We start from the raw sequence: 13878 nt of genomic DNA, 5'->3' as shown, positions 1-13878 counted from the left end.
ACTCCCCTCATTGACCAGAGCCCGTTGTGTCTCGGGCTTGCCTCATTGCCGCCAGTATCGAACCTGCCGGAACGCGTGGCAAGCGGTCGACGCTTAGGGCAAAGGTCGGGGTGTCGCCACTGGAATTATCCTGAACGGCGCTGCCGCAGGTGCGAAGCGCCGGCTGTCGCGGTGAGGGGGCCCTTAACTGTTGTTGGCCGGCTTGGCGGCGGGCTTGGTCGCGGCCTTGGGCTTGGCGGGCTTCGGATCGCCGCTCGCCGCAGGCTTCTCGGCGGGTTTTGCCGCCGTATCGTGCTTGGCGGCGGCGTGCTTGGGCGCCGCCGGCTTCGCCGCTGTCCTGGTGTCGCTCTTGCTGTCGCTCTTGGCCGCAGCCGGCTTGGCATCCGGCTTGGCATCCGGCTTAGCATCCGGCTTGGCCGCCGCCGTCTTGGTATCCTTGCTGCTGTCCTTGCCCGGATCTTTCGGCTTGTCGGCCGCGTCGGGCTTCTTGGCGACGCGCGACTTCTTGCCACGCGGCTTGGAGGCGGCCTGCTGATCGGCATCGGCCGCGACCGCCGCAATCAGGGCGGTGCCGGTGCGGGTTGGGCCGGTATAGACCGGCACGGGCTCGGCGGCCGCCGGAGGCAAGGCCATCAGCTCGGACGCCTTCATCGGGGGCGGCTGGAGGCCGGCGGTGAAGAACGTGATCTGGGCTTCTCCGCCGGTGGCCGAGGCCGATCCGGCGGTGCTGCCATTTGCTGCAATCAGTGCACCGTCGTCGTCGCTGGCCGGCCGCTTGCGGTGGGGCCCGCACATCTCGTCGCGCAGGTTCGGCGGCGAGGCGTCGATCGGCACGAGGTTGTCGACCGTGCCGAGAGAGGGGCGCAGCCAAGTGAGATTGTCCTGCGCGAAGCCGCGCTCGAGCAGTTGCGCCGCCTTCACCGCGCGCGCGGTGCCGGAACTCGCACCCAGCACGACCGCGATCAGCCGGCGGCCGTTGCGGGTCGCCGAGGCCACGAGGTTGTAGCCGGAGGCGCAGATGAAGCCGGTCTTGAACCCGTCGGCGCCGGGATAGCGGCCGATCAGCTTGTTGAAGTTGCCGGTGACGCGCTTGCCGAAGCGGATCGCCGGAATGTGCACGAAGTACTCGTATTCCGGCAGATCGCGCAGGAACGCGCGCGCCAGGATTCCGAGATCGCGCGCCGACGTGACCTGGCCGTCGGCAGGCAGGCCGTTCGGGTTGACGTAGCTCGTCTGCGTCATGCCGAGCTTCTTCGCGGTGTCGTTCATCATCGCGGAGAAGCCGTCGACCGAACCGCCGACGCCTTCGGCGAGCACCACGGCCATGTCGTTAGCCGACTTGACCATCATCATCTTGAGCGCGTTGTCGACCGTGACCTGCGTTCCCGGACGGAAACCCATTTTCGACGGCGATTGCGAGGCTGCCGTTGGCGATACCGTGAGGAGCGTGTCCAGCGTGAGCCTGCGGTCCTTGACCGCCCTCAACGTCACATAGGTCGTCATGATCTTGGTGACGGAAGCGGGGTACCAGGGAATGGTCGCGTTATCCGCCTGCAGCACCTTGCCGGTGTCGGCCTCGATCAGCAGCAGCGCCTCGGCGCTCGCCGCGCGCGGCGCGAGCAATGCGGCGCATGCGAGGCTCGCAGCCAACAGGTTGAACAGGGATTTGCGAAGCAGCGGGCGTAGGGCGTGCACTATCCGATTCCGGTCCTTGGAGACCGGCCGGTTCCGGACGGTCCTCGTGATCTGATGTTCGGTTTTGAAATCCAGCGCCGCCGCTTGCGGCGCCGCAAACCTATACCGGCTGGTGCGTCGAGAATAGGGGGATCAGTGCGGTATTCCGCAATGAAATAGGCCGAATTTCGACGATGTTACGAGGAATTGCTACGGGGATTTGGCCGCCGTCGCGGCAGCCTCAGCCGCTGTCATGCTGGCCCGTGTGCTCGCTTGAGCGGTTTCATGGACCATGAACTGGGCCCTGGCGAGCTCGGCAAAATGGCCGCCTTTGGCCACGAGTTCATCGAAAGTTCCACTTTCGATCACGCGTCCGTTTTCGAACACCAGGATCCGGGTGGCATTGCGGATGGTGGAGAGGCGATGGGCGATCACGAAGGTGGTGCGGCCCTTCATCACTTCGTCGAGAGCGGCATTCACCTTGGTCTCGGTGACGGCGTCGAGCGCGCTGGTGGCTTCGTCCAGGATCAGGATCGGCGGGTCCTTCAGCAGCGCGCGGGCGATCGACAGGCGCTGCCGCTCGCCGCCGGACAGCATGCGGCCGCGCTCGCCGGCATTGGTCGTGAAGCCGCCGCTGCGCTCGATGAAATCCAGCGCCTGCGCGCGCTCGGCCGCCTTGCGCATCTCGGCCTCGGTCGCGTCCGGCTTGCCGACGCGCAAATTCTCCTCGATCGAGCGGTTGAACAGCAGCGCTTCCTGGAACACGACGCCGATGTTCCGCCGCAGCGACGTCAGCGTCACGCCGCGCACGTCCATGCCGTCGATCCTGATGAAGCCGGATTGCGGATCGAAGGCGCGATGCAGGAGCGCGATCGCGGTCGACTTCCCGGCGCCGGTAGGGCCGACCAGCGCGATGGTCTGGCCGGGCAGCGCGGTGAAGGTGAGGTCCTCGATCGCCGGCCGCTTGCCGTCATAGGAGAAGGTGACGTCGTTGAACTCGACGAGGCCGGACAGCCTGCCGGCATCGATTGCGTCGGGCCGGTCGTGCACCGCAGGCACGGCGTCGAGCACATTGAAGAACTCGCGCAAGCGCGGGGCTTCCATGAATACGTTGTTGATGAAGCTGACGACCTGCTCGAGCTTCTGGATGAGCATGGTCGCGAAGCTCACGAACATCACGATCTCGCCGACGGAGGTCAGGCCCTGATCATGCAGGGCGATGCCGAAGGTGAAGATCGCAAGCACCGTGATGGTGGTGGAGGCGCGCGTGATGACGGTGACGAGCGCCCACCACGACAGCACCGGCATCTGCGCGGCCAGCAGTTCGTCGGCGACGGAGCGCAGCCCTTTGACCTCGGACTCGACGCGGACGAAGCTCTGCACCAGCGCGACATTGCCGAGCGCGTCCGAGGCGCGAGCCGAGAGTTCGCTGTAATGCTCCTCGACCTCCATCTGCATGCCGAAGGTCCTGCGCACCACGAAGGTCGTCAGGGCGGTGAAGACGATGCAGAGCACGAACAGCAGGATGGCAAGGCGCCAGTTCAGGTAGAGCGACAGCGGCAGCAGCACCACGACCGACAGAATGGCAGCGAAATGCTCGCGGAAGAAACCGAGCCACAGCCGCCACAAGGCATCGGTGCCGTTGAGCATCACCTTCATCAGCCGGCCCGAATGCGTGCCGGAATGGAATGTCAGCGGCAGCTGCAGGATGTGCTCGAAATAATCTGTCAGCACCGCCTGGCGCTGGCGGTGCGAGAGCCGGTCGGCCTGCAAGGCCACGAGCGCGCTGCACAGGATGGTGAAGATCCCGAATGCGACCCAGGCCACGAGGAACGGCCAGGCCGAGTTCGAACCGGCCACCGTCTTGCCCGAGAGCACGTCGATGATCCGGCCGAACAGAACGGGCTCGGCGAATTGCGAAGCCGCCAGCAGGAGATTGGCGACCGCGAGCAGCCAGCCCAGCCGCGCCTCCTTGCCGAGCAGCTCGAGAACGCGGGTGTAGAGGCGGAGGATGGACATGCGGGCGACGAACTCGAACGGATGACGGTGCCCGTATTCTAAGCAGGGATTTCCGCGAGATATAGCGGAAGCTGTCAGTTTTGCTCAGTTGATCAGCCGCCCCGCCACCGGCGGCAGGAACCGGTCGTCGAAGATATCGGCCGCGGTCGGCCGCTTGCGGAATTTGAACTCCTGCGCGATCTGGTCGATCGAGCGCTCCAGGCGCGGCGGTTCGATGCCGCCGAGACCGTTGCGCCTGACCTCGTCGGTCAGGACGTTTTCGGCGAGGACGGTGCGCAGGCGCTCCAGCTCCAGGTCGCGCTCGCCGCCGTCGATGCGGCTCGCGGCCTCGTCAGCCGCACGCGAAGGCTCCTTGACGGTCGCGGCGATGCCGGCGATCAAGGCGCGGACGAAGCCCTTCACGGCATCCGGCCTTGCTGCGGCGAAGGCGGCATTGACCACCACGGCAAAGCCATAGGCTTCGCAGCCATAGTCGGCGTAACGCAGCACGACGAGATCGGCTCCGGGCACGCCGCGGTCGCGCAAATTCACCGCCGAGAGATAGTTGAAGCCCGCGACCGCATCGACCTGTCCCGCGGACAGGATCGGCTCGCGCACCGCGGCGCCAATCTTGTGGAATTTGACGCGCGATGCCTTGATGCCGTTCTGCTGTGCCAGCGCCGGCCACAGCCGCATCGACAGATCGCCGTCGGCAACGCCGACGGTCTTGCCGTCGAGATCCGGCAATACCTGGATGCCTCGGCTCCTGCGCGCGACGATCGCGTAGGGCGCGCGATTGAACAGCACGAACACCGCCTTGACCGGCGCCGCATCTTCCTTGTCGCGAAAGCGGATCAGCTCGTTGATGTCGACGAGCGCAAGCTCGCTGTCGCCCTTGGCGACGCGTGCGAGCGCCTCCGGCGATCCGGTTGCGCTGGCGAATGACACGTTGAGACGCTCGGCGCTGAACCTGCCGTCCTTCGCCGCAAGGAAGAACGGTGCCATGCTCGCATCCAATGGTCGGTCGAAGCTGAAGTGGATCGCAACGGAAGGCGAAGCAGTCTCGGCCGCGCAGACATTGCGGGCGATCAGCATCGCAAGCGGGATCGAGAGGGCCAGCAGGCAACGAAGCGCGATCGTCTTGAATTCCGACATCAGTTGCGCCGGTCCCGCATTGTTATGGCTTCGTGACGCTCGCAGCGCCGGCCGGCAGTCAGTCTGTCCGCGCCAACATGAACGGAGGATGAGCGGCGTTGCGGCATCGTTACGCAACCCCGTTCAGCTTGTGTTGGGGTTGGGGAACCTACTTAGGTCGCGCGTGTTTGACAGACATCAGCCTGTCGTCAGGCACCATCCGAGGTCCCAAGGAGGGTCCAAATCATGTTTGACAGCCTTTCGAAGTTTGTCGGCCGCAAGGCCGTCCTTGCCACGGCCGCCGTGGTGGCTCTGACTGCCGCTGCACCCACCGCCTCCTACGCGGGCGGTCGTCATTGGCATGGTGGTGGCGGCGGCGCCGCCGCTGCAGCGATGTTCGGCCTGGCCGCGACCGGTCTTGCGATCGCAGCCACCCGGGACGCCTACGCCTACGATCCGGGCCCGGGTTACTATTACGGCGGCGGCCCGGTCTATTACAGCAGCCCCGGCTATGGATCCTATTATTACGACTCGCCCAACCGCTACACCTATGGCGGCTACAAGAACCCCTGCGCCCACGGCTATTCCGGCTACAGCTGCTATTAGCTGATCGGCCATACGCCATCGGCGAACAGGCCGTCGCGCTTGCCGCGCCGGCCTGTTTTCTGCTTTTATTGTCGCGCGTTAACGCCCGCGCCACGGGTTTAGAGTAATTTTGAGTACATGAGTGATTCGCTAGAGCGGCTATATCTGGCTGTGCTCGCGGCCAGAGATCTTGATCCGGCAACATCGCGTACGGCCCGGCTGTTTCAGCGCGGGCCTTCCAAAATGGCGAAGAAGCTGGCCGAAGAGGCCATCGAAGTCGTGATCGACGCGGTCAACGGCGACAGCGAGGCCGTGATCCGGGAAAGCGCCGATCTCCTCTACAATCTCACCGTGCTCTGGGCATCGGCCGGCGTGCGCCCCGAGGACGTCTGGCGCGAAATGACGCGGCGTGAAGACATGCTCGGCATCGCCGAGAAGCTGCCGAAATCCGCGATGAAGCTGCCCAAAGTCGCGTCACCTCGCGTGGCCGCCAGGCGGCCAATTGTCGCGCTCGAGGGCCGCACCGCGCGCAAGCGCCACTAAACCGCGATGAAACCGGGGTGAATGGGGCATCGCGCTTCAGCCTCTTGTTTGAGCATGATCTTTTTGGAAGACCGCTGCGCACCTTGCGCTGGCGCGGTCACGCGGGGCCGGATCATGCTCGAAACGTCATAATTCGCCTCAATCTCGGCATGGACAAATCCATCCCATGGTGCTTCATCGCGGCGCCATGCTGAAACGTATTTACGATTGGTGCATCGACGCCGCCCACAAGCCCTACGCACTCTGGATCATGGGCATTGTGTCTTTCGCCGAAAGCTCCTTCTTTCCGGTGCCGCCGGATGTGATGCTGATTCCGATGTCACTGGCGCGTCCGCAGCGCGCCTGGCTCTATGCCGCGGTCTGCACCGTGACCTCGGTGCTGGGTGGCATCGTCGGCTATGCCATCGGCGCGCTGCTGTTCGACTCGGTCGGCCAATGGCTGATTGACGTCTACGGCCTCGGCGGCAAGGTCGAGGCTTTCCGCGCCTCCTATGCGGAATGGGGGGCAGTCATCATCCTGCTCAAGGGGCTGACGCCGATCCCCTACAAGCTCGTCACCATCACCTCGGGCTTTGCCGGCTACAACATCATCCTGTTCATCCTGTGCTCGATCGTTGCGCGCGGCGGACGCTTCTTCGTCGTCGCGATCCTGCTCAACCGCTATGGCGACTGGATCCGCGTGAAGATCGAGAAGCATCTCGGTCTCGTGGTGGCGGTCGGCGCCATCGTGCTGGTGCTCGGCTTCGTCGTCGCCATCAAGCTGATCTAGAGGCGAGCGGCTTTGCCGCCGCGCCGGCTTCGGCTACGGTTGCCGTCATGATGGTTCGATCCGGCAATCCGGCCTTGCGGCTCGGGACGCTGATTTCAGCAGTGCTGCTGGTGCTGCTCGGCGCCGACGGGACCGGGTGGGCGCAATCCGCTCCGCCGGCGCTGGGTTTGCAGGAGCAGGGGCAACAAGCCGCGCCTCAGCCGTCGACGCCCGCTCCATCGGCGCCGCCGGCGCGCGAGGAAAATCCCGGCCTGATCAATGAAATGGGCAAGCTGTTCGACAAGCTGCCCTCGATCCTGCCGCCGATCAAAAGCCCCAGTGAAACCATGAACGACCTGTCGCGGCTCGCCAAGCCGTCGACCATGGTCTCGGGTCGCGTCGCCTGTCCAGCCTCGTCGAACGGCGCGCCCGACTGCAAGCAGGCCGCCGACCAGCTCTGCCAGAGCAAGGGCTACAAGGAAGGCAAGAGCCTGAATGCCGACTCCGCCGAGAAATGCTCGGCCAAGGTCCTGATCCCGGGCCGGCAACGCAAGCCCGACGACTGCCGCACCGATACTTTCGTGACCAGCGCGCTGTGCCAGAACTGACGTGAAGGCCTCGCGCGCATGCAGCAAGGAGCGCCCATGAGCCGTACGGAGCAGGATTTCCTCGGACAGCGTGAGATCGCCGACGACATCTATTACGGCGTTCAAACCATCCGGGGTAAGGAGAACTTCCACATCACCGGCATTCCGATGAACCAGGAGCCTTACTTCGTGAAGGCGCTCGGTTACGTCAAGAAGGCCGCCGCCATGGCCAATCGCGATCTCGGCGCGATCGACGCCAGGGTCGCGGACGCGATCATCCTGGGCTGCGACCGCGTCATCGCCGGCGACATGATGGATCAGTTCGTCACCGACTTCATCCAGGGCGGCGCCGGTACGTCGACCAACATGAACGCCAACGAGGTGATCGCGAACCTCGCGCTGGAATCGCTCGGCTTCGGCAAGGGCGACTACCAGCACGTCAGCCCCAACGATCACGTCAATTATGGTCAGTCCACCAACGATACCTATCCGACGGCCTTTCGCCTGGCGCTGATCCTGCGGCTCGAGAGCTACATGACGGCGCTGCGCCAGCTCCAGGAAGCCTTCTTCGCCAAGGGCCGCGAGTTCGACCGCGTGCTGAAGATGGGACGCACGCATCTTCAGGACGCGGTGCCGATGTCGCTCGGCGCGGAATTCCGGGGCTGGGGCACCACGATCGGCGAGGAAGTCGATCGCATCTCGGAAGCGCGAGCATTACTGCGCGAAATCAATCTCGGTGCCACCGCGATCGGCACCTCCGTGACCGCGGCCGTCGGCTATCCCAAGCTCGCGGTCCGGCATCTCAGTGCCCTGACCGGCGTCGATTTCATCCTCGCCGGCGACCTTGTCGAGGCGACGTCCGACACCGGCGCCTATGTGCAGCTCTCCGGCGTCCTGAAGCGCACCGCGAGCAAGCTGACGAAGATCTGCAACGACATCCGCCTGCTTGCCTCCGGCCCGCGCGCCGGCTTCAACGAGATCAACTTGCCGCAGCTTCAGCCCGGCTCCTCCATCATGCCCGGCAAGGTCAATCCCGTCATCCCCGAGGTCGTCAACCAGACCAGCTTCCTCGTCATCGGGCTCGACACCACGGTGACGCTCGCGGCCTCGGCCGGCCAGCTCCAGCTCAACGTGATGGAGCCGGTGATCTCGTTCGCGTTGTTCTTCTCGATCCGCACCATGGAACGCGCCGTCAACAGCCTGCGCGAAAACTGCATCGTCGGCATCACCGCCAACGAGGAGCATACCCGCAACATGGTGCTCAATTCCCTCGGCATCGTCACGGTGCTGAAGCCGCTGCTCGGCTACAAGCAATGCGCCGAGATCGCCCGCGAGGGCTACAAGAGCGGCAAGTCGCTGCACCAGATCGTCGTGGTCGAGCGCAAGCTGCTGACGCAGGAGAAGTGGGACGAGATGTTCTCGTTCGAGCGGCTGATCAATCCGGATTTGATTGGGTAGGGGGCGCCGTCATCCGGGACGCGCGCAGCGCGAGCCCGGAATCCATTTCGCCACGCATGCTGACGCCCGATGGATTCCGGGTTCGATGCTGACGCGCCGCCCCGGAATGACGAGGAGAGAATTCCGCACCTTGGAATAGTATCGCTGGGGCCGCCTACGGCGCCAAAACGCAATACTTGACAGTGGAAAGATTGCCTTGTTGGTATGTTGCCCAACCTTCCATTGACCGGCCAACAGAGGATCGTTTCGCTATGTCCATGCCTGCCCTGTTCAAGGGACGCCTGTCGATCCCCGTGATCGGCTCGCCGCTCTTCATCATCTCGGTGCCCGATCTCGTGATCGCGCAGTGCAAGGCGGGGGTGGTCGGCTCGTTTCCGTCGCTGAATGCCCGGCCGCCGGAATTGCTCGACGAATGGCTCGCGCGCATCACCGAAGAACTCGCGGCCTATGACCGCGCCCATCCCGACAAGCCGTCGGCGCCGTTCGCGGTCAACCAGATCGTGCACAAGTCGAACAACCGGCTCGACCACGACATGCAGCTCTGCGCCAAGTACAAGGTGCCGATGATCATCTCCTCGCTCGGCGCCCGCGAGGAGCTGAACCAGGCCGTGCACGGCTGGGGCGGCATCGTCTTCCACGACGTGATCAACCAGAAATTCGCGCACAAGGCGATCGAGAAGGGCGCTGACGGTCTGATCCTGGTCGCGGCCGGCGCCGGTGGCCATGCCGGCACTATCTCACCGCTGGCCTTCGTCGCCGAAACCCGCAAGTGGTTCGATGGTCCGATCGCGCTGTCAGGGGCGATCGGCAACGGCAAGGCGATCCGCGCCGCACGAATCCTCGGCGCCGACTTCGCCTATATCGGCTCGGCTTTCATCGCGACCAAGGAAGCCAATGCGGTCGAGAAGTACAAGGAGATGATCGCGGGCGCGACGGCCGACGACATCGTCTATTCCAACCTCTTCACTGGCGTGCACGGCAACTACCTGAAACCTTCTATCCTCGCTGCCGGCATGGATCCCGAGAATCTGCCGACCTCCGATCCCTCCAAGATGAATTTCGGCACCGACGCCTCCGGCGAGCGCGCCAAGCCGAAGGCCTGGAAGGAGATCTGGGGCTCGGGCCAGGGCATCGGCAGCATCGACGGCATCGTACCTGCCGCCGAACTGATCGCGCGTTTCAAGAAGGAATACGACGAAGCCATCGATCCGCCGTTGTAGTTCTCGTGTCCCGGACGCGCTGCAGCGTGTAACGCTGCTGCGCTGCGTCCGGGGAACGCCAGCCGAGGTATCGAACAGATATGCCCCCCGTCTACCGCGTCGACGGCAACAATGTCGTCAGCAGTCCGGATGCCGCCGGCCCCTGGGACCCGCGCATGCAGCACGGCTCGGCGCCGGCTTCGCTGGTGACATGGGCGGCCGAGCGCATTCCGACGCCTGTTGCGATGGACATCGCGCGCGTCACGATCGATCTGATGCGCCCGGTGCCGGTCGGGCCGCTCACGATCGCGACCGAAGTCTTGCGCGAGGGCCGCAAGATTCAGCTCTGCCAGATCAAGCTGCTCGCCGACGGCGTGCAGGTGGTCGGCGCCACCGTGCTCAAGATCAGGCGCCAGGCGCTGACGCTGCCCGATGGCGTCAAGGAGCTGCCGGTCACATTACCTTCGCCCGAGGATTCGCTGGTCGAGGAGAGTGCCGCCGTCACCAGCCCGTTCGTGCGATTGGTCTCGATGCGCGCCGCGCGCGGCCGCTTCGGCCAGGCCGGCGCCGGCGCGATCTGGTTTCGCGTCGACAATCCGCTGATCGAGGGCGAGGCGATCTCGCAGGCGATGCGCGCAGTGGTCGCCGCCGACTTTTCCAACGGCACCGCCTCGATGCTCGACTTCCGCGCCTGGACCTACATCAATGCCGATCTCACCGTGAGTTTTTCGCGCCAGCCGGTCGGCGAGTGGATCCTGCTCGACGGTGAGTCCTGGATCGGCGCTGACGGCACCGGGCTCGCAATGTCGCGCCTCGCCGACCGCCAGGGCTATTTCGGCCGCGCGGTGCAGAGCCTCGTGATCGAGAGGCGGTGAGCGTGACGGCGAGCGCCGCGATTGCTCTTTGGTCCGATTGAACGGCAGGCTTCCGCCGCCGCGGAAGGGATGCTTGGTCGTGTTCAGAGGCATCCTGCCTGTTCAGATTCCGTAGAAGATCTTGATCTCCCACAGCACCACGATGATAGCCGTGATCAACGCGATCGCGGCGACTGCACTTTCCAGGGAAGCGACTCTCATCCTACTCTCCGCTTCCCAGCCCCGTCAGCGGTCTAGGTGATTCCCCGATTCGCAGGCAATTGCGTGGGCATCGCCGCCAGGCACTCCGTCGCGCGCTGTGGTGTCGGCGCCACAACGACACCGTAGAATCCCGGGGGTTTTACCCCACCATCCGGTCCCTTCCGCTCCAGAAGCCCGCACGCAGTACCTTCTTGTCGACCTTGCCGACGCCGGTCATCGGGAGCTGGTTGACGAACTGGATCTGCTTGGGCGCATGTGCCGAGCCCTTTCGTGTCTTGACCAGGTTGATCAGTTCGTCCGGATCGGGCCGTGCGCCCTCGCGCGGCACGACGATGGCGGTGACGGCTTCGCCCCATTTCTCGTCGGGGATGCCGACGACCGCGACCATGGCGACATCGGCATGTTGCGACAGCACGTCCTCGACTTCGCGCGGGAAGATGTTGAAGCCGCCGGACACGATCATGTCCTTCTTGCGGTCGAGGATGAACATGTAGCCGCGCTCGTCCTTGCGCGCGATGTCGCCGGTGTGGACCCAGCCGTTCTTCAGCGTCTCGGCGGTGATGTCGGGCCGCTTCCAGTATTCGGCCATGACATGCGGGGCGCGCACGCAGATCTCGCCGGCCTCGCCCGTCTTCACCTCCTGATCGTTATCGTCGAGGATCCTGACCTCGCAGGCCGCGATCGGGAAGCCGCAGGACAGGAACAGCTCGGGCGTCCTGGGATCGTGGTCCGCCTTGCGCAGCACCGAGACCGGATAGCATTCGGTCTGGCCGTAAAGCTGCGAGAACACCGGTCCGATGCGTTCGATGCCCTCGACGAGCCGGCTCGGCGACATCGCGGACGCTCCGTAGAGCACCAGATCGAGCGAGGACAGATCGGTCTTGTCAAGCGCAGGATGGTCGAGCAGCACGTAGATCATGGTCGGCACGAACAGCGTGAAGTCGATGCGCTCGCGCGCGATCGTGGCAAGCACGGCATCGGGATCGAATCCCCTCAGCATGTGCACGGTGCCGCCGCGCATGAGGGTCGGCAGCACTTTCGTGCCGGCGACATGACTGATCGGGGCGACGGTGAGGTAGCGTGCCGCGTCGGGGATCTCGAAGTCGGCGAGGATCGCAGCGGCGGCCCCGGCATTCTCGCGGTGATAGCGCAACGCGCCCTTGGATTTGCCGGTGGTGCCGCCGGTGTAGTTCAGCGTGGAGAGATCGTCGAGGCTGGCAAGACATTGCGCGCTGGCGTGTCCCGCGCTCTCGATGGCCGCCAGCAGATCGACGCCGTAGCCGGCCGGCCCCATGGTGAAGACCGCCTTGAGCAGGCTCGCTTTCGCAGCGAGCTCGCCGCCGCGGTCGCGGAAGGCGGCTGCATCGACCACCAGCATCTCCGCCTCGGAATCCTCGAGCTGGAACAGCTGGTCCTCCAGCGATCCCAGCGGATGCAGCCAGGTGATGCAGAGCTGCGACAATTGCGCGGCGACGCCGGCGCACCAGGTATCGGCACGGTTCGCGGTGAGAAAGGCGACGCGCGCGCCCGCCTGCAATCCAAGCCGCACGAACACGCCCTGGATGCGTCCGATCAGATCGATGGTGCCTTGATAGCTCAGCGATCCCCCGGGCCATGCGAAAGCGGTGCGGCCGGGATAGCGCGACAGCGCCCGTAGCGTCTGCGCGCAAGTCGGGGACGATGCGTGGAGCGGATCGGACATATGTTTCCTCGTTGCTTGTCACCGGCTTCTGGCGTGCCAATGTTGCTGATGACGCTAGCACAGGGACCGCGGGATGAAACGACAAAGCCCGTGCTGCGAGGCAAGAGTGACAAGGAGAATTGGGTGGCATCCGATCGACTGCAACGCTTTCGCGATCGTCTCGCTCTGCCCTTGATCGCTGCGCCGATGTTCCTGGTGTCGGGCGTCGAGCTCATGGTCGCGGCCTGCCGCAACGGGGTCATCGGCAGCTTCCCGACCGTGAATTGCCGCAGCACGGACCAGATCGATGCATGGCTCACCGCGATCGAGACGCGGCTGCGCCAGCACGAAGACCAGACCGGCCGCAAGGCGGCGCCGCTCTGTCCGAACCTGATCGTGCACCGCTCCAATGCGCGGCTGGAGCAGGATCTCGCCGTGCTGCTGCGGCACAAGCCCGAGGTCGTCATTACGTCGGTCGGCTCGCCCGCGCCCGTGTTGAAGCCGCTGCACGATGCCGGTGCGCTTGTGCTGGCCGATGTCGCTTCCATCCGCCATGCCGAACGCGCGGCGGAAGCAGGTGCCGACGGGCTGGTGCTGCTCACCGCGGGCGCCGGCGGCCAGACCGGCTGGCTCAACCCGTTCGCCTTCGTCCGCGCGGTCCGTGCATTCTACGACGGCGTCATCGTGCTCGCGGGCGGCATCAGCGACGGCCATTCGCTGCACGCGGCCGAAGTGCTCGGCTGCGATCTCGCCTATATGGGCACGAAGTTCATCGCGACGCGCGAGAGCATGGCGGACGACCGCCACAAGCGGATGCTGGTCGAGAGCAGCGCCGACGACGTCCTGCTCACCACCGCCTTTACCGGCCTGCAGACCAGTATGCTGAGGCCGTCGATCGTGGCCGCCGGGCTTGATCCCGACGATCTGCCGGCGCGCGGCGCGATCGACATCGCCGAGGATATCGATCTGGCCGCGCGCGAAAACCGGCCGAAGCGGTGGCGTGACATCTGGAGCGGCGGGCACTCCACCTCTGGTGTCACCGACGTGCTCCCTGTCGACGAACTCGTTGCGCGGACGGGGGTCGAATATCGTGAGGCGAGGGCACGTCTCTCCCCGTAAGAATGCGGAAAGTCAGGGGCGCTCGTCCGATCACAGTTAATCCAGGGCGCGCTCGAAACGCCACGCTTAACGGCAG

The 13878-nt window shown here is 65.0% G+C and carries 12 protein-coding genes; 8 read left to right on the top strand and 4 right to left on the bottom strand.

Annotation, left to right across the window (positions count from 1 at the left end; genetic code table 11):
- Positions 1–183: 183 nt before the first annotated feature.
- The 3 genes from RX330_RS33160 to RX330_RS33150 form a co-directional block, all read right to left on the bottom strand.
- Complete coding sequence (locus RX330_RS33160) at positions 184–1695, bottom strand: D-alanyl-D-alanine carboxypeptidase family protein (RefSeq protein WP_317241271.1); 1512 nt, start codon at positions 1693–1695, stop codon at positions 184–186.
- Between the two features lie 189 nt (positions 1696–1884).
- A complete protein-coding gene (locus RX330_RS33155; protein ID WP_212087566.1) occupies positions 1885–3693 on the bottom strand; it encodes a glucan ABC transporter ATP-binding protein/ permease in 1809 nt (602 codons plus the stop codon).
- Positions 3694–3777: 84 nt separating this feature from the next.
- Positions 3778–4827, bottom strand: coding sequence for an ABC transporter substrate-binding protein (locus RX330_RS33150; protein WP_317241270.1), 1050 nt, complete (start codon positions 4825–4827; stop codon positions 3778–3780).
- Between the two features lie 225 nt (positions 4828–5052).
- Between RX330_RS33150 and RX330_RS33145 the strand changes: the two genes are divergently transcribed.
- The 7 genes from RX330_RS33145 (at position 5053) to RX330_RS33115 (ending at position 10801) form a co-directional block, all read left to right on the top strand.
- A complete protein-coding gene (locus RX330_RS33145) occupies positions 5053–5412 on the top strand; it encodes a hypothetical protein (RefSeq protein ID WP_212087571.1) in 360 nt (119 codons plus the stop codon).
- Positions 5413–5529: 117 nt separating this feature from the next.
- On the top strand, positions 5530–5934 hold the full coding sequence (gene hisE, locus RX330_RS33140) for a phosphoribosyl-ATP diphosphatase (RefSeq protein WP_007597487.1): 405 nt from the start codon (positions 5530–5532) through the stop codon (positions 5932–5934).
- Positions 5935–6100: 166 nt separating this feature from the next.
- The gene (locus RX330_RS33135; protein ID WP_212087574.1) at positions 6101–6703 is read left to right on the top strand and encodes a YqaA family protein; all 603 of its coding nucleotides are present in this window, start codon (positions 6101–6103) and stop codon (positions 6701–6703) included.
- 47 nt (positions 6704–6750) lie between these two features.
- Complete coding sequence (locus RX330_RS33130) at positions 6751–7290, top strand: hypothetical protein (protein ID WP_317241268.1); 540 nt, start codon at positions 6751–6753, stop codon at positions 7288–7290.
- Positions 7291–7326: 36 nt separating this feature from the next.
- Positions 7327–8727 carry an aspartate ammonia-lyase gene (locus RX330_RS33125; RefSeq protein ID WP_317241267.1) on the top strand — a complete coding sequence of 467 codons (1401 nt, stop codon included), beginning with the start codon at positions 7327–7329 and terminating at the stop codon, positions 8725–8727.
- 251 nt (positions 8728–8978) lie between these two features.
- Positions 8979–9947, top strand: coding sequence for an NAD(P)H-dependent flavin oxidoreductase (locus RX330_RS33120; protein WP_212087581.1), 969 nt, complete (start codon positions 8979–8981; stop codon positions 9945–9947).
- An 80-nt stretch (positions 9948–10027) separates the two neighbouring features.
- Positions 10028–10801, top strand: coding sequence for a thioesterase family protein (locus RX330_RS33115; protein WP_317241266.1), 774 nt, complete (start codon positions 10028–10030; stop codon positions 10799–10801).
- 340 nt (positions 10802–11141) lie between these two features.
- Here RX330_RS33115 and RX330_RS33110 read toward each other — a convergent pair whose 3' ends face one another.
- Positions 11142–12704, bottom strand: coding sequence for an AMP-binding protein (locus tag RX330_RS33110; RefSeq protein WP_317241265.1), 1563 nt, complete (start codon positions 12702–12704; stop codon positions 11142–11144).
- A 123-nt stretch (positions 12705–12827) separates the two neighbouring features.
- Between RX330_RS33110 and RX330_RS33105 the strand changes: the two genes are divergently transcribed.
- Positions 12828–13802, top strand: coding sequence for an NAD(P)H-dependent flavin oxidoreductase (locus tag RX330_RS33105; RefSeq protein WP_317241264.1), 975 nt, complete (start codon positions 12828–12830; stop codon positions 13800–13802).
- Positions 13803–13878: the final 76 nt, after the last annotated feature.

It is taken from the genome of Bradyrhizobium sp. NDS-1, assembly GCF_032918005.1.
In the GTDB taxonomy this organism is placed as follows: domain Bacteria; phylum Pseudomonadota; class Alphaproteobacteria; order Rhizobiales; family Xanthobacteraceae; genus Bradyrhizobium; species Bradyrhizobium tunisiense.
The sequence above is the reverse complement of the archived record's forward strand: the minus strand, read 5'-3'. Positions and strand labels throughout refer to the sequence as shown.